This is a genomic window from Rhizobium sp. R693, assembly GCF_002211315.1.
Lineage (GTDB): Bacteria > Pseudomonadota > Alphaproteobacteria > Rhizobiales > Rhizobiaceae > Rhizobium.
Genome location: NZ_LOKY01000046.1, coordinates 312,898 through 333,212, shown reverse-complemented (window position 1 = coordinate 333,212; position 20,315 = coordinate 312,898). Strand labels below are relative to the sequence as shown.

23 protein-coding genes are annotated in these 20,315 nt (G+C 59.7%); 7 read left to right on the top strand and 16 right to left on the bottom strand.

Annotation, left to right across the window (positions count from 1 at the left end):
- The 13 genes from ATY79_RS26260 to ccoN form a co-directional block, all read right to left on the bottom strand.
- Positions 1–149: cytochrome c maturation protein CcmE (locus ATY79_RS26260; protein ID WP_189637999.1), on the bottom strand; the 149-nt coding region annotated here is incomplete at its 3' end.
- Positions 146–1,261 carry a c-type cytochrome biogenesis protein CcmI gene (gene ccmI, locus ATY79_RS26255; RefSeq protein WP_088705404.1) on the bottom strand — a complete coding sequence of 372 codons (1,116 nt, stop codon included), beginning with the start codon at positions 1,259–1,261 and terminating at the stop codon, positions 146–148. The genes ATY79_RS26260 and ccmI, both read right to left, overlap by 4 nt.
- A 68-nt stretch (positions 1,262–1,329) precedes the next feature.
- Entirely contained in the window at positions 1,330–2,055 is a 726-nt protein-coding gene (locus ATY79_RS26250; RefSeq protein ID WP_088705403.1) for a response regulator, read from the bottom strand.
- A 171-nt stretch (positions 2,056–2,226) separates the two neighbouring features.
- Positions 2,227–2,892, bottom strand: coding sequence for a Crp/Fnr family transcriptional regulator (locus ATY79_RS26245; RefSeq protein ID WP_088705402.1), 666 nt, complete (start codon positions 2,890–2,892; stop codon positions 2,227–2,229).
- 29 nt (positions 2,893–2,921) lie between these two features.
- A complete protein-coding gene (gene ccoS, locus ATY79_RS26240) occupies positions 2,922–3,077 on the bottom strand; it encodes a cbb3-type cytochrome oxidase assembly protein CcoS (RefSeq protein ID WP_088705401.1) in 156 nt (51 codons plus the stop codon).
- Entirely contained in the window at positions 3,074–5,350 is a 2,277-nt protein-coding gene (locus ATY79_RS26235) for a cation-translocating P-type ATPase (protein WP_088705400.1), read from the bottom strand. Before ATY79_RS26235 ends, ccoS begins: the two co-directional genes overlap by 4 nt.
- Positions 5,347–5,832 carry a FixH family protein gene (locus tag ATY79_RS26230; RefSeq protein WP_088705399.1) on the bottom strand — a complete coding sequence of 162 codons (486 nt, stop codon included), beginning with the start codon at positions 5,830–5,832 and terminating at the stop codon, positions 5,347–5,349. Before ATY79_RS26230 ends, ATY79_RS26235 begins: the two co-directional genes overlap by 4 nt.
- The gene (gene ccoG, locus ATY79_RS26225) at positions 5,829–7,397 is read right to left on the bottom strand and encodes a cytochrome c oxidase accessory protein CcoG (protein WP_088705398.1); all 1,569 of its coding nucleotides are present in this window, start codon (positions 7,395–7,397) and stop codon (positions 5,829–5,831) included. The genes ATY79_RS26230 and ccoG overlap by 4 nt, the downstream gene beginning before the upstream one ends.
- A 527-nt stretch (positions 7,398–7,924) precedes the next feature.
- A complete protein-coding gene (locus tag ATY79_RS26220) occupies positions 7,925–8,110 on the bottom strand; it encodes a hypothetical protein (RefSeq protein ID WP_088705397.1) in 186 nt (61 codons plus the stop codon).
- Between the two features lie 10 nt (positions 8,111–8,120).
- Entirely contained in the window at positions 8,121–8,984 is an 864-nt protein-coding gene (gene ccoP / locus ATY79_RS26215; RefSeq protein WP_088705396.1) for a cytochrome-c oxidase, cbb3-type subunit III, read from the bottom strand.
- Between the two features lies 1 nt (position 8,985).
- Positions 8,986–9,138, bottom strand: coding sequence for a cbb3-type cytochrome c oxidase subunit 3 (locus ATY79_RS26210; protein WP_088705395.1), 153 nt, complete (start codon positions 9,136–9,138; stop codon positions 8,986–8,988).
- 9 nt (positions 9,139–9,147) lie between these two features.
- A complete protein-coding gene (gene ccoO / locus ATY79_RS26205; protein WP_088705394.1) occupies positions 9,148–9,882 on the bottom strand; it encodes a cytochrome-c oxidase, cbb3-type subunit II in 735 nt (244 codons plus the stop codon).
- Positions 9,883–9,890: 8 nt separating this feature from the next.
- Positions 9,891–11,513, bottom strand: coding sequence for a cytochrome-c oxidase, cbb3-type subunit I (gene ccoN / locus ATY79_RS26200; protein WP_088694149.1), 1,623 nt, complete (start codon positions 11,511–11,513; stop codon positions 9,891–9,893).
- Between the two features lie 237 nt (positions 11,514–11,750).
- Here ccoN and ATY79_RS26195 point away from each other — a divergent pair, with 237 nt between their 5' ends.
- Positions 11,751–12,482: a helix-turn-helix domain-containing protein gene (locus ATY79_RS26195; RefSeq protein ID WP_088705393.1), complete on the top strand. Its 732-nt coding sequence runs from the start codon at positions 11,751–11,753 to the stop codon at positions 12,480–12,482.
- Between the two features lie 25 nt (positions 12,483–12,507).
- Complete coding sequence (locus tag ATY79_RS26190) at positions 12,508–14,433, top strand: PAS domain-containing sensor histidine kinase (RefSeq protein ID WP_088705392.1); 1,926 nt, start codon at positions 12,508–12,510, stop codon at positions 14,431–14,433.
- Positions 14,434–14,549: 116 nt separating this feature from the next.
- Here ATY79_RS26190 and ATY79_RS26185 read toward each other — a convergent pair whose 3' ends face one another.
- The gene (locus ATY79_RS26185) at positions 14,550–15,422 is read right to left on the bottom strand and encodes a Hint domain-containing protein (RefSeq protein WP_088705391.1); all 873 of its coding nucleotides are present in this window, start codon (positions 15,420–15,422) and stop codon (positions 14,550–14,552) included.
- Between the two features lie 489 nt (positions 15,423–15,911).
- Between ATY79_RS26185 and ATY79_RS26180 the strand changes: the two genes are divergently transcribed.
- Genes ATY79_RS26180 through ATY79_RS26170 form a run of 3 tightly spaced genes read left to right on the top strand, consistent with a single transcriptional unit; the run spans position 15,912 to position 18,548 of the window.
- Positions 15,912–16,355 carry a pseudoazurin gene (locus ATY79_RS26180; protein ID WP_088694096.1) on the top strand — a complete coding sequence of 148 codons (444 nt, stop codon included), beginning with the start codon at positions 15,912–15,914 and terminating at the stop codon, positions 16,353–16,355.
- 55 nt (positions 16,356–16,410) lie between these two features.
- Positions 16,411–16,938: a DUF1775 domain-containing protein gene (locus ATY79_RS26175; protein ID WP_088705390.1), complete on the top strand. Its 528-nt coding sequence runs from the start codon at positions 16,411–16,413 to the stop codon at positions 16,936–16,938.
- Between the two features lie 17 nt (positions 16,939–16,955).
- Positions 16,956–18,548, top strand: a complete 1,593-nt coding sequence (locus ATY79_RS26170) for a CopD family protein (RefSeq protein WP_088705389.1) — start codon at positions 16,956–16,958, stop codon at positions 18,546–18,548.
- A 114-nt stretch (positions 18,549–18,662) separates the two neighbouring features.
- Here the strand turns inward: ATY79_RS26170 and ATY79_RS26165 are convergent, their stop codons facing one another.
- Together ATY79_RS26165 and ATY79_RS31045 are read right to left on the bottom strand one after the other, a co-directional pair.
- Positions 18,663–19,154: a hypothetical protein gene (locus ATY79_RS26165; protein WP_088705388.1), complete on the bottom strand. Its 492-nt coding sequence runs from the start codon at positions 19,152–19,154 to the stop codon at positions 18,663–18,665.
- Between the two features lies 1 nt (position 19,155).
- Positions 19,156–19,311: a hypothetical protein gene (locus ATY79_RS31045; protein ID WP_088694100.1), complete on the bottom strand. Its 156-nt coding sequence runs from the start codon at positions 19,309–19,311 to the stop codon at positions 19,156–19,158.
- A gap of 98 nt (positions 19,312–19,409) precedes the next feature.
- On the opposite strand from ATY79_RS31045, the gene ATY79_RS26155 reads away from it, so the two are divergent.
- Both ATY79_RS26155 and ATY79_RS26150 read left to right on the top strand, forming a co-directional pair.
- Positions 19,410–19,958: a cytochrome c oxidase subunit 3 gene (locus ATY79_RS26155; protein ID WP_088705387.1), complete on the top strand. Its 549-nt coding sequence runs from the start codon at positions 19,410–19,412 to the stop codon at positions 19,956–19,958.
- Positions 19,955–20,251 (top strand): cytochrome C oxidase subunit IV family protein, encoded by a 297-nt coding sequence (locus ATY79_RS26150; RefSeq protein ID WP_088705386.1) that lies wholly within the window; start codon positions 19,955–19,957, stop codon positions 20,249–20,251. The genes ATY79_RS26155 and ATY79_RS26150 overlap by 4 nt, the downstream gene beginning before the upstream one ends.
- Positions 20,252–20,315: the final 64 nt, after the last annotated feature.

The window sequence follows — 20,315 nt, the reverse complement described above, 5'->3', positions numbered from 1 at the left end:
CCCGGCGGCACCGGGTTCTTTGCAATGTCTGCCGGCATGTAGAAATAGGCAACCGATTGGCTGAAGGCGAACATGACGAGCAGCACGGCGGCAATGATGAAGCTCATGCCGCCAGCGATGATCGCCAAGCGTTTCTGCTTGCGCGTCATTCGCTCATTCCTTCCGTCGCAATCTCGAGCTCTCGCGCCAGGGCCAGCAGTTGCTTGCCTTGTTCGCTGTCGGCCGGAAACGCCGCCAGTCCGCGTCTGAGCGCCGCCAGCGCCTGTCCGTCGTCTTTGAGGATCGCGTAGGACCTGATCAGCTTCAACCAACCGTCGAGATTATTCGGGTCGGTGGTCAGCCTCGCATCCAAACCGTCGACCATTCTCCGGATCATCTCGGCCTCCTGGCCAGACCGCATCGACCCGGCCGCCGCTGTGTCGGTCTTCCCGGGTCTTTCGACAGGCGCGCCGCTGTTTGCGGCGATGTGTTCCCTTACAAGGGGCATCCAAGGAGCTGTCATTGGCGACGTCGCCGCAAGCGCTTCGAATGCCTGTCGTGCGCCGACTTTGTCGTTTGCCTGCTCCAGCGACAGGGCAAGGTAAAACCGCGCCCGCGGATTTTCGGGCTCAAGCTCAAGCACCTGGCGCAATACGGCCTGCGCCTGTGGCGTCACCGTGCCTCCCGATTGCGCCATTAATGATTCTGCAAGACCGTCGAGACGCGGAACGCCCTGCCCTAGAATCCGAACGGCGTTGCGGTAGGCGTTCTCTGCATCACCGGCTCTGCCTATCTTGAGCAGAACCGGGGCGATCACATCCCAACCGCGTCCGTCGGCGGGGTCCTGAGCGAGGTGCTGCTCGGTCTTTTGAATGAGGATCGCAACGTCCTGGCCGGGATTTCTCAAGCGAGCCTGCAGCGGTTGCGAGGATAGCTCCGGCGAACCAACGGCGACATATACGCCGATGCTCAAAAGCGGAAGCAGCGATACGATTGAGACCCTGAGCCACAGATGGCTTCGCGGCCACATCGCCTGCTCCGGCACCTTGTCCTTGGTCCTGAGAAGACGGCGGGCGGTTTCGGCGCGCGCGAGTTCATACTCGCTTGGCGCAATCTGCCCGGCTTCCTTTTCCTCTTCGAGCTCGAGAAGCTGGTTCCGGTAAACCGTGGACGCCGTTTGCGATACGCTTGGCCGCCGGGAGCGACCGGCGGACGCCAGCGGGTGAAGAAGTGCTGCTGTTGTTGCGGTCGTGATGACCGCGAAGAGAATCCAAATTGCCATTGTCTTTAGACGCCTTTGTGCGCCCGGAGACTAGCGGAGTTCATCACCCGAACATTGATGCGGATCAATTACTGGCGACTTAGGCGACCCGTGAACACATATCCAACCCCACGGACTGACTGGATCAGAGCCGGCGCCTTCGGGTCCACTTCGATCTTCTTGCGCAGTCGCACAATCTGGGCGTCGATCGCCCTGTCAAAGGCTTCCAGGTTTCGGTTTCTTGTCTGGTCCATGAGCGTCTCTCGCGACAATACGCGGCCGGCATTGCGAACGAACACCAGAAGCATGTCGAACTCCCCCGTGGTGAGAGGCACGTCGCCGCCGCTCGGTGCGGTGAGCCGTCTGCGACCAAGGTCCAGCCGCCAGCCGTCGAAGACGAGGCTTTCCTCATCCTCGGCCAGAGCGCGCGAGGGAAGCGTCGCCGACGTGCGTCGACGCAAGACGGTCCTTAAGCGTGCGAGAAGTTCGCGCAGATGAAACGGCTTGGCTATGTAGTCGTCGGCGCCCACTTCCAGTCCGACAACCTTGTCCGTGACGTCGTCCTGGCCTGTCAGCATCAGCACTGGCACGTCCGACGTATTGCGAAGCTCCCTCAAGAGCTCCAGACCGTTTTCCCCATTCGGAAGGACGAGATCGAGGAAGACGGCGGCGTATGTCGCCTTCGCGAGTTCCGCGCGCATGGCCGAGCCGTTGCTCACGGCATGCACTCGGTAGCCGTTGTCCTCAAAGTAACGGACCAGCATCTGCCTGATCCGGGCGTCATCATCGACTACTAGAATGCGATCGGATTCCATTTCGCTCAATCGTCCCGCTGCGAACTTGCAACGGAGGAATAGCGCATGATTTTTGCCAACGCCACAGGCAGGATTGCAAATCCGAAGCCAGGAATGGAAACTCGACTGCGGCTCGCAGTCACCCTTAGCCTTTCGAGGGTTGGCTTAGAAGCCCTCCACTGGCTCGCGATACTAGCAGGCCTCTTTCAATAGGCTCACGCTCTCGACGGAGATGTTCTTGCCTTTGACGGCGACGCCCAATGGTGCCAGTGCGGCAAACGCGCGCGAGAGGGCTTCGGGGGCCAGCCCCAGCTTTCCCGCAAGTATTCGTTTCTGATAGGGCAGGCGTAATGTGGCACGCGAAACGGAAGGTGGGCATCTGGCGACGAGGTAATTGGCGACCCGCTGGGCCGCCGTGTGAAGCCGGTCTCCTGCAATGCAATCGAGCGCGCCGAGGAGATGCCTCGCCATTATGTGCATGATGTTTTGTTGAATACCCTGATGCTGCTGGGCGAGTGACCGCAGCTGCTTGAGATCGAACATTACGATTTCCGTAAACTCTGCCGCCCAGGCACCATGTGCATATGTGGTGCCGCCGGCAACGAGGTATTCCCCGAAGACGTCCCCGGATTCGCAGATGGAGACATCGGCTTCGCGGCCGGCCGATTCCTTCTTTGTAAGGCGCACGAGCCCGCTCGTGACGCAGAAAATGAACCCGGCTTTCTGTCCCTCTTCGACGATTTGTTCGTGGGGAGAGAATGTTTGCACTTCGGCCAATGCAGACAGCGTCTCCACGGTTTCTCGGTCCAATCCTGCGAGCAACTCGGATCGCAGAAGCACGGGATTTCTTGCAAGCATCGTCCTTCCTTTCGTGCCTGAGGCAACCGTTACGGTGTCGGTTCGTTTTCATCGTCCGCGAGTACACGCCAGGCAGCACCCTGAAGGTCCTCGTACTGGCCGCTTTTAAGCGACCAAAGGAAAGCGAGGAGCCCCATGGCGCCCATAAGCAGCGCGATTGGGATCAGGTAGATCAACATGTTCATGCTGCATTGACCTCTCTCGTGGTCGTCATTGTTCGTTCTCGCCGCTGGTGCATGCCGAGTGTGTTTAGCCGCAATGCGTTGGTGACGACGATGATCGAGGAGGTGGACATCGCCACCGCGGCGATCAGCGGCGTTGCATATCCTGCGATCGCGATCGGAACCGCCAACACGTTGTAGCCAATCGCGAGGGCGAAGTTCTGACGGATGAGCTTCGCAGCTTGTTTGGCGACCGCGATAGCCTGGGGCACGGCCTCCAGCCGCTCGTTGAAGAAGACCAGATCGGCGGCCTGGCGACCAATGTCGGAGGCTGTGGCGGGAGCCATCGAAACATGGGCCGCAGCAAGCGCCGGGGCGTCGTTGATGCCATCGCCAACCATCAGAACCCGATGGCCATTGGCACTGAGCCGTTGGCACTCTTCAACCTTCTGCTGTGGCCCGAGAGCGCCCAAGGCCTTGTCGAGACCCAGTACGAGAGCCGTGCTGTCGACCACGCTCTGGCGGTCGCCCGACACGATCACCGTTTCATATCCGCGCAGATTGAGCTCATCGACGGCGTCCCTGGCACCCGGTCGAAGCGTGTCCTCAAAGAGGAAGCGAGCCTGGACTTCGTCGTTTCTCGAGAGCACGACCTCGGAAAAGGGGCCGTCGTCACTGGGCGATGCCGCGGTGGGGTCTGCGAAGGCCGCGTTGCCCAGTCGATAGGTCTCGCCTGCGCGGCAAGCCTGAAGCCCGCCCCCGGGGATCTCGCTCACCCGATCGAATGGCGTCGGAGCCGGCCCCCCACTTCGCGCCAGAGCCTGCGACAGTGGATGCCGCGAATGAACCGCCAGGCCCTTGGCCTTCGCAATGAACCTGTCATCCAAGGCTGTGGTCGCGACAAGCCGTGGCACACCAATGGTTAGTGTGCCCGTCTTGTCGAAGGCAACCGTGTCGACCTCTGCCAGTCTTTCCAGGGCCGAGCCATCCTTCACCATGACCCCTTTTCGAAAGAGTTCGCCGGCCGCGACGACCTGTACAACCGGGACTGCAAGGCCGAGTGCGCACGGGCAAGTGATGATAAGAACGGCGACTGCGACCAGCATCGCATGCTTCCAGTCGCCGCCGAAAAAACCCCAGGCGAGAAACGAGACGAGTGCTAGAAGGTGGACTGCCGGCGAGTAGAGGGACGCAGCCCGGTCGGCGATGCGGCGGTAGCGAGCGCGGCCGCCTTCGGCCGCTTCCATCAGATTGATGATCTCTGCGAGGAGAGAGTTCTTCGCAAGTTTTGTCGCACGCACGACGAGCGAGCCAGTCAGGTTCATGGCTCCGGAACTGACCTGGCTCCCACCGGCGACCGCCACGGGACTGCTTTCGCCGGTAACGATGGAGAGATCAATGTCGCTTTCTCCGCTGACGATCGTTCCGTCGACCGGAATGCGCTCCCCGGCCGCGATCGCGACTTCGTCACCAACAGCTATGTCCTCGATTGGAATGTAATGCCGTGATCCGTCGCGCATCAGTAGCAGCGCCCCGCGGGGAGCCAGTCTTGCCAAGCCATTGATCGCCGCGCGAGCCTTTTCGCGCATCACGTGATCGAGGGTTCTTCCAATGAGAAGAAAGAACAGCAGCGAAACCGATGCGTCGAACCACGCGTGCTCGCCGTGATGCATGGTCTCCCACAGCGAAACCGCGTACGAGAGTGTGACCGCCAGGGAAATGGGCACGTCCATGTTGGTCCGCCCGTGCTTGAGCGCGTTCCATGCCGACCGGAAGAAGAAGCGCCCGGCGTAAACCAAGGCCGGGGCCGCGATCAACGCGGAGATCCAATGGAACATGTCTCGGGTTGCGGCGTCGGCCCCCGACCACACCGAAACCGACAAGAGCATGATGTTCGTGGCTGCGAAACCGGATACTCCGACGGCAAGCAGGAGCTGATTCCTCGTGGTGTCGTTTTCTGAGGCGGTGGGCGTGAAAAGATGCGCTCGATATCCGGCTGAGTTGATTGCTAAGATGATGCCGGTCGGATCCGTCGTTTGCTTATCAAACTCCTGCCGGTAAATGCACGTCACTCGCCGAGAAGTAAGGTTCACCCTTGCCTTTGTAACGTAGGGGAGCGCCGACAGCGCCCTCTCGATAGTCGAAATGCAGGCACCGCAATGGACGTCGGGGACGCTTAGGTCGAGCTGGCGAAGGCCGTCCCCCAGCGGGTGGCTTACAAGCGCGATCTCCTCGGCGCTGAACGATGTCGCGCTCATTGCCAGCACGCTCTCTGTATTCAGGTCGCAACATGTCATTGGCCGAACCCCGCCGTGTCGATGCGAGCCGCTTCATGCATGACGATGGCATCGCCCTTGCGCGAGATCACTTCGACGATCCAGTCGCCCGACGCGAGACGATGGCGCGCTTCGAACCGCCCTTCGCCCACCTTGCTGAACGGCAACTGGAAGTCCTCGTGGTCGCCGACCGGGCGCTTGAAGTTCGCGGTCACCTCATCGACCGCTGCAGGAGACCGATCCTTATTACGGATGTCGTAGTGGATCACGTCGTCCTTCAGCGAGAGTTCACCGACGATGCCCGATGCCGCCATCGCCTTCATGACCTCGGCCTTGCGATTGAATTCCTGGCTGGCGACGTAAGTGTTCTCCACCACCAGACCACTCCAGCTCGACGATGCGAACCAGGCCATCGTAACATTGACGCAAATGACGACCGCGAAGAAGGCGGAGGTGATGAGAAGCATGTGTCGGCCAGTGAATCCTTGAGCGCGAGTGGTCATTTGACGTCTCCTGGGGCGTTGAACGCGGCGCGGTAGGTCGCCCGATTGGAATGGTCGGCGTCCTCGATGATGAAAAGGAAGTCGTTGACCGCGCCGCCTGTCTGCTTGCGTGTGACGAATACCTTCAGCGAGGTGGCGACATCGGGTTGAGCGTCCACGGTGAAGCTGCGGGCATCCTCTTTCCCGAATTCAGGGATGCGCATCGTCGCCCCTTCAAGACCGGAAAGGCTGACCTGTACTTGCTTGGGCTGCGGCACCATGTTCAGGATACGCAGCGTGTAGCCATTTCGGATCGAACCGTTGCTCTCCAGAACATATTGAGGGTTGCGGTCATGGACGACATTGAGTTCGAGCCGATCCCGCAATGCCAGATGCACGAGCATGGCAATACCGATCAACGACCAGACGACCGCGTAGAACACCACTCTCGGACGAAAGATTATGCGCCAGTTGAAGTGCCGGATCGCCTCCACGAACGTGCCGTCGGCATTCCGCACCCTGGCGGGCTGGACATGTGTGCGCCCGTTGTCGGTGGCAAGCGCCATGTTGCTCGCATACTCGCTAAGCGTGGCGTATGCGATCAGTCCGCGGGGTTTGCCAAGTTTGTCCATGACCCCGTCGCAGGCGTCGATACAAAGGGCGCAGGTGATGCACTCCATCTGCTGGCCATCTCGAATGTCGATGCCCATGGGACAGACGGCGACGCAGGCGTTGCAGTCGACGCAGTCGCCGACGGCTGTTCCGTTGGTCTGGGCCTTCTTGGCGTGACGCGAGCGGGCTTCACCGCGCCAGTCGTTGTAGGTCACGACCAACGAGTTCTCATCAAGCATGGCGCCCTGGATGCGAGGCCAGGGGCACATATACGTGCAGACCTGTTCGCGCATCAGGCCGCCGAGAACGTAGGTCGTTGCTGTGAGGATGGCGACGGTCGCGTAAGCCACGGCGGGTGCCTGTCCGGTAAACAATAGAGACGCGAGATTGGGCGCATCTGCGAAATAGAAGATCCAGGCCCCGCCGGTGGCAACGCCAATGACGATCCAGGTCGTGTGCTTGACGACGCGCTTTTTAATCTTGTCGAAGCTCCATGGCCCGGCGTCGAGCTTCATTCTGGCGTTGCGATCGCCCTCGATCGCGCGCTCGACGACCAAAAACAGATCGACCCAGACCGTCTGGGGACAAGCGTATCCGCACCAGGCGCGTCCGACTGCAGACGTCACCAGGAAGAGGCCAAACCCGGCCATCACAAGCAGCCCCGCTACGTAGTAGAACTCCTGCGGCCAGATCTCGATGAAGAAGAAGAAGAAACGCCGCGACGACAGGTCGACCAGAATGGCCTGGTCCGGGGCATAGGGCCCACGGTCCCAGCGGATCCACGGCGCAAGATAGTAGATGCCGAGCGTGATCAGCATCACGATCCATTTGAACTGACGAAATCGACCTTCAGCTCTCTTGGGAAACACTTTTTTTCTGGCGGCGTAGAGCGGCTGACGGTTTCGGCGGGCGTTGACGGGCTCGGCGTTCAACCGTTCGATATTCTCGGGATCTGGCGCGGTATATAGGTTCATGGGACGTGTCCGAATTTTATTTGCCCGTTCTTGCAGCTTCTCGACCACCCTTCCTTGATGCAGATCAAGAATGGGCGATCCGAAAAAAAAGCCGCGCTCCGGACAGAAGACGGGGCCTTAATGGCGCTGGACAAGCAGCGCATAACGGATTTTGGGCTTGTTGTTCTTTGAGCCACATCAACGATGCGGCGCGATCGAAAACAAAGAATGGCCACGCCTTGGAGAGAGGCGGCGTGGCCCGGAAGATCTGCGGGGGGAGAAGATCCGCGACAACCTTCCCTTCGACGGCAGGAATCTTGAGAGTTTGGTGTGGCCGCCGTCTTTGGGATTGGCCAACTGCCACGAGGCGCCCAGCGCGGGAAGTGTCGCAGCCAGTATGCCGGACCCGGATCGCGCAGTGCGCAGCTTTTAAAGGCGGCGACTGGCAACAGGAAGATCAAAAAAATGGCCGCATCCGAGGGGATGCGGCCCAAAGTCTATACTGGGAGAGGATGCGCGCTCACATCCTCGACAGGACAGGCGCCACTTTAGCGGCTTGTGGTCTTGTGGTCTTTGAGGCAGGTCAAATTCACAATCGAACTGCCGATCTTTTCAGGGTCGTCCTGTTCACTGACGGGCGGCGCCGTTTTCGCACGTGCCGATACGCGCGAATGGATCACGGCGCGCGGAGTACCGTAGAGACCGAGGAGTGGGTTGTGGTCGTGGTTTGTCATTGTGACCTCCTTACGTCCCGCCGCCCAGCGAGTGGACGAAGACTGTGAGCTCTTTCACCGCGGTCTCCCCCAATCTTGCGGACCAGGCGGGCATCATGCCGTGCTTCGGCGAATTGACCTGACGGATGATTGCATCTTCACCACGTCCCTTGAGCCAGATCGCGTCGGCGAGATTGGGGGCACCCATATCGGCCTTGCCTTTGGCGTCCTCCCCGTGACACGCGGCGCAGTTGTCCGCAAACACCTGCTTTCCAGCTTCCGCAAGCTCCGGCTTGGATGGAGTGTTCGTCAGCCCCCACACGTAAGCTGCGACCTGCTTTGTCTGCGTTGCGTCCAAAATCTCCTTGAACGCCGGCATCTCCGAAACGTGGGTATCGGCGTCCGCATCGAAGCGAATTCCGTGCGCGATCGTCTTTTGAATCGAGTCGAGATCGCCACCCCATAGCCAGTCGTCATCATTCAGGTTGGGGAAGCCTGGGCCACCACTTGCTCCCGAACCGTGGCAGGGGGCGCAGTTGACCTTGAAGGCCGATGCCCCGCCTGCGATCGCGAACTCGCGCAGCGCTGGATCCGCATCGATTTCCTGAACGGTCTTCGTGGCGATCATGTCATGGAACTTCACCTGGCTCGCCTTCGCCAGGTCGAGGTCCTGCTGAAGCTCGGCGCGGCTCGAAAAGCCAAGAAGTCCCTTCGTCGTCGAGGTGATCATCGGGATCGCAGGGTATGCGACGGCATACCCGACTGCCCACAGAATCGTTGCGTAGAATGTCCACACCCACCATCTTGGCATCGGGTTGTTCAATTCGCGGATGCCATCCCACTCGTGTCCGGTGGTTTCGACGCCGCTGACTTCATCGATATGTTTTTCCGACATCTCAATCATCCTTCAAGGGAATATCGGCGGCCTCTTTAGCCGTCTGCTTGCTGCCGGGACGAAGCGTGAAGACGACTGCGCCTACGAAAAACGCGGCCATTGCCACGAGACCCCAACTATCGGCGAAGTGCCGCATTGCTGTGTAAGTTTCCATCAGATCACCTCAACGGTAGCCGGTCGCATCGTCGTAGGTCGAGAAGTCGACCAACGTTCCGAGCATCTGCAGATAGGAAACGAGGGCATCCATTTCCGTGAGCCTGGCCGGGTCGCCGTCGAAATCGCCGACCTTCGCCTTCGGATAGCGGGCCAGGAGTTCCGTCGTGTCCGCGTTCGGATCAGCCTGTGCCTTCATGTCGGCTTCGGCGTTCGCAAGCATGTCGGCGGTGTAGGGAACACCAACGTCTTCGTTGGCCTTCAGGTCCATTCCGACGTCCTTGACGGTGATCACCTGCTCCTTGAGGAAGGCATATTTCGGCATGATCGACTCGGGAACGACGGCCCGAGGATCGGAAAGATGCTGGACATGCCACTCATTCGAGTAGCGTCCGCCGACACGGGCGAGGTCCGGACCAGTGCGTTTTGAGCCCCACTGGAAGGGATGGTCGTACATCGACTCGGCGGCAAGAGAATAGTGTCCGTAGCGCTCCACTTCGTCACGGAACGGCCTGATCATCTGGCTGTGGCAGAGGTAGCAGCCCTCACGGATGTAGATATTCCGCCCGGCCAGCTCCAGGGGCGTGTAGGGACGCATCCCCTCGACTTTCTCGATCGTGTTCTGCAAGTAGAACAGCGGTGCGATCTCGACGATGCCGCCAATACTGACCACGAGAAGCGAGCCGACGAGAAGCAGCGTGGCGTTCTTTTCGAGGATTTGGTGTTTGTCTAATATCGATGCCATATTTCACCTCACTCGGCAGGCTGTGCCTGGGGCACGTAAGCGGTCGGGATAGCGGCTTCGTCACGGATGCGTCCGCGGATCGTCATGAACACGTTCCACGCCATCACGATGCCGCCTGCCAGGTACAGCGTCCCGCCAACTGCTCGCAGCACGTAGTAGGGGATCATCGCGGAGACGGTTTCGGCGAAGGAGTAGACGAGGAAGCCCTGCGAATTGTACTCGCGCCACATCAGACCTTGCTGGATGCCGGCGACCCAAAGAACGGCTGCGTAGATGACGATGCCGAGGGTGGCGAGCCAGAAGTGCCAGTTTACCATTCGCAGGCTGTAGAGCCGGTCGCGTCCCCAGAGCTTGGGCGTCAGGTAATAGACCGCTCCGAAGGTAATCATACCCACCCATCCGAGGGCGCCGGAATGGACGTGACCGATTGTCCATTCGGTATAGTGGCTGAGCGAGTTGACGGTCTTCACCGACATCATCGGACCTTCGAAGGTCGACATCCCATAGAAGGCGATGGCGACGATCATCATGCGGATGATTGGGTCGGTTCGGATCTTGTCCCAGGCTCCCGAGAGCGTCATCAGGCCGTTGATCATGCCGCCCCAAGAAGGCATCCACAGCATGACGGAAAACACCATGCCCAGTGTCTGCGCCCAGTCGGGCAGCGCGGTATAATGAAGATGGTGCGGGCCGGCCCAGATGTACATGAAGATCAGCGCCCAGAAGTGAATGATCGACAGGCGGTAGGAGTACACGGGACGGTTTGCTTGCTTGGGAACGAAGTAATACATCATCCCGAGGAAACCTGCTGTCAGGAAGAAGCCGACAGCGTTGTGGCCGTACCACCACTGTGTGAGCGCGTCCTGCACGCCCGAAAACGCGGAGTAACTCTTCGCCCCGAGGAACGAGGCGGGAACCGCAAGGTTGTTTACGACGTGAAGCATCGCGATGGTGACGATGAAGCCGAGATAGAACCAGTTCGCAACGTAGATATGCGGTTCCTTGCGCTTCAGGATCGTTCCCAGATAGACGATGAGATATGCGACCCAGACGACCGTCAGCCAGATATCGACGTACCATTCCGGCTCGGCGTATTCGCGTGCCTGGGTGATGCCCAGCACATATCCGGTTGCCGCCATCACTATGAAGAGCTGATAGCCCCAGAAGACGAACCATGGCAGAGTGCCGCCGAACAGGCGCGCGTGACAGGTGCGTTGCACGACATAGAACGAGGTCATGATGAGAGCGTTTCCGCCGAACGCGAAAATGACCGCGGACGTATGAACAGGACGCAACCGTCCAAAATTCAGATACGGCGCGATATTCAAGTCGGGGAAAGCCAACTGCAGCGCGATGATCACCCCGACGAGGAAGCCGACGACGCCCCAGAACACCGTCGCGATCAAACCATATCGAATGACTTCGTCGAAATAGCCGGAGGCCTCGACCTTTGGCACCCTGCCCGCCGGCGAGAAATCCAGGTTCCTCATCAGCAGTACGGTGCCGACGAGAAGGCAGAAGGAAAGTATGCCCATATGGACTGCAAAAAGGTGATCGTGGGCAAAGGCGGCACCCAGCAATGCCAGGAACGCCCCGACTGCGACCACCATCGTTTCTGTTGTGTACTTCATGAATGTCGTCCCCAGTGCGCAGACGACCGCTTTGCGGCCGGCTCTCTCGTACTTTGCGGGAAGGACTGTCACGGGCTCGAGATTGGCACCTTGATCTAAATCAACGACGCCTGACTTTCGGTCGAAACATGGTGCTGTTACAAACTGTTACAAATTCTCACCCTTTGGAACCATTCGATCATTCCCGTGTGACTCGACGACGGTCTAGTGCCCTCATCAACCAAGAGGGACGCGACGATGCTGATGCCGAACAACACCGCCTTTGAACATGCGCAAGCAACACATGACCGAATGAATGGGGCGCAGTCCCTCGCGTGCCTCTTCATGACGTCCGCGACGGAAACCATTGCGGCCGGAAAGGCGATCTGCTGGGAGGGCGACGCGGCCAAGCATCTTTTCCAGGTTGTCGAAGGCGTCGTGCGTCTCCACCGCATTATCGGCGAAGGTCGTCGCGTCATTACCGCATTCCATTTTCCAGGCGATCTCATCGGGGCGTCGCTCCAAAGCGCCTTTCTCTTTACGGCGGAAGCAGTCAGCGATTGCAAGATCCGGCGTGTGTCGCGCAAGAGCTTTCATGATGAAATCGCGCGCTCCGACGCTCTGCGTCCCGTCTATATCAACCTGCTCTGTGAGGAGACCGCGGCGGCCAACAACCAGATGGTTCTTTTGTCAAAGCTTAACGCGGAAGAACGTCTGTGCAGTTTTATCGTCAAGCTCGCATCACGCAGCGACGCCAAGATGCAACACGGCCTGCTTCGCGTCCCCATGAACCGCCAGGACATAGCGGATTACCTCGGCCTTACGATCGAGACCGTCTCCAGGACGATTACCAAGCTCGCATCGCGCAACATCGTCGTGCCGGAAGGACGGCACGATCTCCGAATCGTGAATCTTAGCCGCCTGGTTCAGTTGTCGGGGAATGGAGATGATTTCTCGGACAAAACCTGCCATAGCGTCAGCCTGCACTAATGCCATGAACCCAGCAGGTAAAGCCATGCCGCATCGCCTCATATCACCGCGTACTGCGTCGTCTCAGGAACTGGACGCTCTGGTGCACGTGCTCGATGGTGCGGACATTATCGTTCATCGCCTCGAGGGGACCATCACACACTGGTCGATCGGCTGCGAGAACATGTATGGCTGGGCGCGAGAGGAGGCCGTCGGCGAAAATGTGTACGAGCTACTGGCGACGCAGTTTCCAGAGCCGGTCGACAGTATTCATGCGCAGTTAAAGTCTCGCGGCTTCTGGCAAGGCGAAATCATTCACCGCCACAAGAGTGGACACGACATTCACGTCGCAACCCGCTGCGTGCTGGTGAACCTGACCGACGGCGATCTGGCGGTCATTCAAGCGAACAGCGACGTCAGTGCTCTCAGACGGGCCCAGGACGCGGTAAACGCGCGCGAGGCTCACTTGAGCTCGATCCTGGACACGGTTCCGGATGCCATGGTGGTGATCGACCATAGGGGCAATGTGCTCTCGTTCAGCAAGGCGGCCGAGACGCTCTTCGGCATGTCGGCCGAAGAGATCTGTGGCCGCAACGTCAGCAACCTGATGCCCAATCCTTACCGTGACGCTCACGATGGCTATATCGACCATTATCTGACGACAGGCGAAAAGCGGATTATCGGCTACGGCCGCGTTGTCACGGGCCAGCGAGCCGATGGATCCCAATTTCCGATGGAGCTTCACGTCGGCGAAACGACGGCAAACGGCGAGCGGATATTCACCGGTTTCCTGCGCGACCTCACCAGCCGCTTCAAGATCGAAGAGGATCTCCGTCAGTCCCAAAAGATGGAGGCGGTCGGTCAGCTGACCGGCGGTATAGCCCACGACTTCAACAATCTCCTGACCGTCATCAGCGGCAACCTTGAAATGATCGAGGACAAGCTTCCGCCAGGCCAGCTTAGAGATATTTTGCGGGAAGCCCAGGGTGCCGCCGCCGACGGTGCGAAATTAACCGGACAGTTGCTGGCCTTTGGGCGGCGTCAGCCGTTGAATCCGAAGCCTGCGGACCTTGGACAGCTTCTGACCGGCTTCTCGGATCTTCTAAGGAGAACCCTCGGGGAAAACATCAAGTTGTCGACCGTTATCTCCGGGTCGGGTCTGAATGTCCTCGTGGACAGTTCGCAGCTTCAAAACGCAATTTTGAACATCGCGTTGAATGCTCGAGACGCGATGCCGAAGGGCGGAAGTCTTACCACCGAAATTTCGCGCGTGCACCTCGATGCCGACTACGCCAAGATGTATCCGGAAGTGCGCAGTGGCAACTTCGTGCTCGTCTCGATGACCGATACCGGCACCGGCATGTCCGAGGAGGTTAAAAAGCGCGCCATCGAGCCATTCTTCACGACGAAGGGAGTCGGAGCCGGAACCGGCCTCGGCCTCAGCATGGTTTATGGCTTCGTGAAACAGTCCGGTGGTCACCTCCAACTTTACAGCGAGTCTGGACGCGGAACCACGATCCGCATCTATCTGCCCGCCATGAGCAGTTCCGGATCGCAGGAGCGCAGTCAGACAGCGGAGCCTGTTGAAAGCCCCCTGCCCCAAGGGACAGAACTGGTCCTCGTCGTCGAAGACGATCCGCGCGTTCGCCGTGTCGCCGTCGCAAGGCTGTCCTCCATGGGATACTCAGTTCTGGAGGCAGAAAACGGGCACCGCGCTTTGGAAATCCTGCAGGCCAACGACAACATCGCTCTGCTGTTCACCGACATCGTGATGCCCGGCGGAATGACCGGCGATGAACTCGCCCGCGAAGCGCGAGACCTTCGCCCTGAAATAGCAGTGCTCTTCACGTCGGGATATTCCGAGCCCGGCTTGGTCGGACAGGATGGCGTTCATGGAGCTCAGTGGCTTCGCAAGCCCTATACGGCGCGGGACCTGGCGGCGACGATACGGGAACTGCTCGATGCGAACTGATGCTGACAAACCTGACTTTGCACGAAATCCGTCCTGAACAGCCAAGCGATGTCGCGGCGATCCGCCAGGTCACCAAGGCGGCCTTCGCGCCGATGCCATACGGCAGCCGGACAGAGTCAGACCGACAGCTCTTTGGCGCGCGCGTTGATCTGGTCGCAGGTATCCCCGAACGGATCGCGCATCGGCACCAGCAGCGAAGCGCCAAGCAGAAGAAGCGCTTTCAAGTGCGCCCGGCCGCCTACCTCGCCCAGCACCGTCGCATAAGGTGCCATGGCGGTGTGCTCGTCACCGGCATACAGGCGCTTGTACTCGGCAAAATTGGAGAAGTTCTCGTGATTGCTCTCCGAGGGACGGAAGGTCTCGGCGGCGGCACCTTCGGCAAGGATGACTTCGTGGGTACTGAGCAGGACTGCATAGTACTCGATCGACGTGTCGTCGGCCGGCACGACCGGCGCGATTGTCGTGCCGTTCACGAGATCCCTCACGCGGATCAGAGCGCCATTCAGAAACAGCGCATGGCCGGGCGACAGGTAGAGATCGGAATGCGGCGTGCGGCTATCCAGCGCGTGGCGGCAAACCCGGATCGGCACGACCCCTTCATGCCAGCGCGCGCCGCTCTTCTTGAAGACCTGGCGGCCGACCCACCTGACTGGACGGGCGCTCCCGTCCGGAAGGGCAACATTATCACCGACGCGCAAATCCTCGACAGGCTTCTCGCCGCAATCCGTGAGGATCGCCGTCCCACGCAGAAAGCACCGCGCGCCGCCGTCACCGCTGCCGTCAGAACCTCCGTGCCCGCCGGAGCCGTTCCCGCCTCCACCGGAGTGACCCCGCCCCCAACGCCGGCCCATCGCACTCGCGGGAGACTTGGAAACTGCCGCCGCCAAGGCCGTGAGGCTGGCGAGCCGAGCACCGGCAGCTGCGGCCACGCCTAGAAAATGTCTTCGCGCGTTATTGCGTGGCAGCTGCGGATCTTCCTTGAGTGACATGCTGGCAACCTCTGAAAAGAGTAACACTAGCCCATACTATAATAAGTTGTTGTATTTCATTGAACTTCGCACAATTGCTCTGACCCCTACTGAAAAGGGCGTAGGTAAGGCATGTCGTTGCCTCGATAGGTTGAAACATGGCAACCAAACTTAATGTGAGATACGCAACGCGTTGCCGATTTCCGGAGCATCTTCACCGTCGCTAGACGGGCTCGACACGCTCACGCCACACCGAGAGAGACGCGGCGAGCGGACCAATGGTGACACCGCACAACTGGCCTTGTCAGCTAGACGCGCTCGACTCTCTTGAGCTCATCCTTCTGCAACGCTCTTCCTCTTGTGCCTCGAGTCATCACGCGACACAAACGCGATTCCTCAATCTGCGGCAGGTTTGTCTCTCAGTTTGACGAGCGTCAAAGATCATCTGCATCACGTGTCCTAAAAGCGTTCCCGAGGCCAAGACGACCTCGAAGAACAGGAGATATACAAATGCGTTTGAAGTACGGTCTGCTTGCCGCAACGGCAGCCTTGATTGCGTCGACGGCGCCGCTGATGGCTGCTGACCACCAGGTTCAGATGCTCAACAAGGGCACCGCCGGGGCCATGGTATTCGAGCCCAGTTTCGTAAAGATCGCTCCCGGCGATACGATCACGTTCGTTCCAACTGACAAGAGCCACAACGTCGAGACCTTCAAGGGGCTCATCCCGGATGGTGCGGCCGAGTTCAAGTCCAAGCCCAGCGAACAGTACCAGGCCAAGTTCGACCTTCCCGGCGCCTACGTCGTGAAATGCACGCCCCATGCCGGCATGGGCATGGTCGCCCTGATCCAAGTCGGCGATGCGCCTGCCAATCTCGAAGCGATCAAGACTGCCAAGGTGCCGAACATGGTTCGCAAGCGCCTGGACGCCGATCTCGCGCAGGTGACCCAGTAATCAAATCTGCTGCGGGTGGCGGCTTGCCCGCCATCCCGCAGGATGGAGAAATCTCATGATCAAGCAAGTCTCGCTGGCCGTCATGGCAGGGCTCTTTGCCGTGGGCGCTGCCCATGCCCACGCAACGCTTGAGCAAAGCCAAGGCATTTCCGGCAAGGCCTACAAGGCGGTCGTCCGCATCGGACACGGCTGCGAGGGCAAGCCAACGATCAAGGTTCGGGTCAAGGTTCCCGAGGGTCTTTTGTCCGCCAAGCCTATGCCCAAGCAGGGGTGGACAATCGAAAAGGTCAAGGCGCCCTACGAAAAGAGCTACGATCTCTACGGCAAGCCCGTCAAGGAAGGCGTGAGCGAGATCGTGTGGAGCGGCGGTAGTCTGGCTGACGACGAGTACGACGAGTTCGTCTTCCGCGCGACGGTTGCCAAGGAACTGCCGCTTGGGACGCGGATCTATGTCCCTATCGTCCAGGAATGCACCGACGGGGCTTCCGAACGATGGATCGAGATTCCAGCTGCCGGCAAGACGTCCGAGGACTACGAGAACCCCGCGCCGTATTTCGACGTGATCGAGCAGCCTCGTTCCTAGCATGCGAGTAGTCGCCGATGCGCTCAAAGGCTCTCAACTGGGCGACATCGCTCCTTCAACCGGCAGCGCTTCTGCTGATGTTTGCATCGGCCATGCTCCTGCCGGCTATCGCACATGCCCATGCCGTCCTCGTCAACTCGTCACCGGCCAGCAATGAGACCCTGACGACGCCAGCGGGGGCTGTGCGGCTTCAATTCAACGAGCCTGTGCGGGTCATCCGGGCCGTCGCCAGGGACGCCGATGGAGACAGTCAGAACCTGGCTGCGGACCTGTCCGGAGCGACCGTAACGCTCCATCTTCAAAATCCGATCGAGCATGGCTCGGTGATTGTCAGCTATCGCGTCGAGTCCGAAGATGGACACCCCATCGGCGGGTCCCTTGTATTTCACGTCGGCGCGCCCTCCGCCTCCACGGCGGTAGTGCCTCAGAGCGCGACGTCCGCCCTGGCTGTCGCGATATGGGCGCTACACACCATCTCTGTCCTTTACCTGGCGATCGTCGTCGGCGGAGCGCTCTTCAACCGTTGGCTCAATCCCGACCGCGTAACACCGGTACGGACGGTCGCCACGGTCGTTTCTGGCGCTGTTCTGCTTGTGGCGGGACTGTATCTGCAGGGCCTCGACGAGTTGGGCGTCGGCCTGGCGTATGCTGGGCTTGAGCCCCTGGCGAGCGCGGCTCAGGGCAATGGCATGATTGCGGCTGCGCTCGCGTTGCTGTCGATCGTCCTGGCTTCGCTTTCGATCCCTTCCAATCGTCGAGTTGCTCTTGGGGTGGCCGTGCTTGCGATGGTCACCGCGTCAGCTGCCTTTGCCTTTACCGGGCACTGCAACGTCGTCGAACCTCGCTGGCTTGCCAGGCTGTGCATAATGCTTCACGGCGCCGCCTTGATGTTCTGGATCGGAAGCCTGCTTCCGCTTTGGAGGCTCAGCAACACCCGCTTGAACCAGCGACCGCTTCTTCGCTTTTCGCGTGTCATCCCCGTGCCATTCGGCCTCATGCTGGTGGCCGGCGCAACACTTGCGTTTATTGAACTTCCGGAAATCTCGCACCTCGTTTCCTCCCTCTATGGTCGGGTACTCGTTTTCAAGGTGGGCCTTGTCACTGCCTTGTGTGTTCTGGCGAGCTACAACCGGTTCTGGCTTACCAAGCCGGCCTTGGCGGGAAATCCAGGAGCCAGGGTCCGGCTCCGCCGAAGCATAGCTTGCGAAATCGTGTTGGCGATTGCGATCGTTGGCGCAGCGTCGCTATGGCGCTTTGCGGGTCCGGCTCCATCGACAGCCGAGCAGCCAAGCTTCAAAGTTCACCTGCATTCTGCCAAAGTCATGGCTCAGCTCGAGCTAACCCCGCAGCCTGCCGGCACGGCGAACGCACGGGTCGTCCTGATGGGTCCCGACTTTGGATCACTCGAGCCACGCTCGGTATCCCTTCGCCTTATGAATCCGGACGCCGGAGTGGAACCGATCAAGTACCCTCTCGCGAAGTCGACAGAAGGTGGCTGGCAGGCAGACGTATTGACCTTGAGTGACCCAACAGGATGGAAAGTCGATGTTGAGGTCTTGATAGATGACTTCACGTCCGCCCACCTTGAGGGGAGCCTGCTCACCCAGTAGCAGGCGCTGCGCGGAGAATTCTCAAGGGCATCCATTGTTCCAGCGGCGGTGTCTCGGACCTTGGATAGAAAGCCGGATACGGGCAAGCTCTGACAGAGCTCGCCCGAGAGGCAATCATGCTGCCTCTGTCTCTACGGTCCTGGTTACTGGACTACCGCCACCAGTCGCCATCGCCTTTTTGATCAGGCCCACAATCTCCCGCTCGGAGCGAATATGTCGGCGCATCGAGCCGAAGAACGAGCGGAGCTGATATCCAACTGCATCCCAGGAGAGCGCACATCTTCCCGCTCGTAGAGAGAGAAGCGTTTCCACGACTTCCTGGGCTGCGTCGTAGTCGAGGAGCCTGCTGGCGCGCCGACGTTCGTCGGCCTCCCTAAACTCTTCGTCGTTCATGATCAGTCCAAGACCCGGGCAGACAAGTCGTTCCTCAAGCTGCTGGCTTGTGGCCAGAAGCGGGACAAGCCCAACGGTTATGGTCTCGCAAAGTCGCTCGTCGACATGGCAAGGGAGAAAGTCCGCGATCGCTTCGAGAAGATCGCACCACGAAATGAGCTGTCCATAGCAGGCCTCGAGATCAGAGAAGGCGTTCGATGTCATATCTTTCATGTCACCTCTGCAGGAACAGGCTTGCGGCGATCGCGATCGCGGCGATGACGGCCGACACGACGCCGGTTCGCTGCAGCACACCCATGCGGTAAAGGGTAATCGCAAACAGAACGATCACCGGGGTCGCTATCGAGAGTCCTATCTGTGCGTCTGTCATTACCGTCTCCTTTTCCGGCGACCATAGACGCGATGATTGGTGGCATCTTTGCGATCGATCAAAGACGGGTCGCCGCGAGGCAAATAGCTTGCCACGCCATGGCGGCGATCATTGCGACTGGAAAAGACGACTACGCGGGTGATGGATCGGATGATGATCTGCTGACCTGGATTTTGGCCTGGAGTGAACTTGTCGCGTTCGGCGCGCTGCTTGCGGCATTCGTCGTAGTGTCATGGCTGCAGCCCGGAGAATTTGCAGCCGGCAAGGCCCGGCTCCATCCAGTTTTGCCGGTTCTCAATACGATCGTTCTGCTCGCAAGCGGCTGGTCGGCCGCTGCTGCGACGTCGGAGACGGGCATGCGACAACGCCTCGGACTCTCGGCAGCGGCTCTTGGTGGCCTTTTATTCTTCTCCCTCAAGATCTACGAATATTGGCTGGAAGGCGCAACGCTCGTTTCGAGCGACATGTTTGCGCAGCTTTACATCCTGCTGACCGGCTTTCACCTGGCCCACGTCGCCTTCGGGTCGCTGGTGCTCCTGCTCGTTGCCAAGTTTCCTTCCCGTCAGAATGTCCACCTGATCACGACACTCTGGCACGTGATCGACATCGTCTGGCTCGTCATGTTCCCGGTGGTCTATTTGCTATGAACGGTCCAAGAGGGCTTTCGGCCAACCCGCAGCGTGCGCTGTTCTACCTGATCATCCTGACGATCAGCATCCTGGCCGTGATGGTCCTCCTTCCCAATACGTCGGCAAAACCGGCTGCACCGATCGTGGCAGCAGCGCTTGCGCTCCTGAAAGTACGTCTCGTCGTGCTCGACTTCCTCGGCCTTCGATCGAGGGGCGCGCATACCAGGAGGGCGTTAATCGCCTGGGCGGCGGTCGTACTGGCAATCGCCTTGGTGAAGGTCATCGCATTCTCGGCTGTCTTTGCGAATTGACAAAGACCCGTCTGCTCATTTCGGCCATCAAAGTCATCGCGAGCCCCTGGCTCGGTTTCCGACG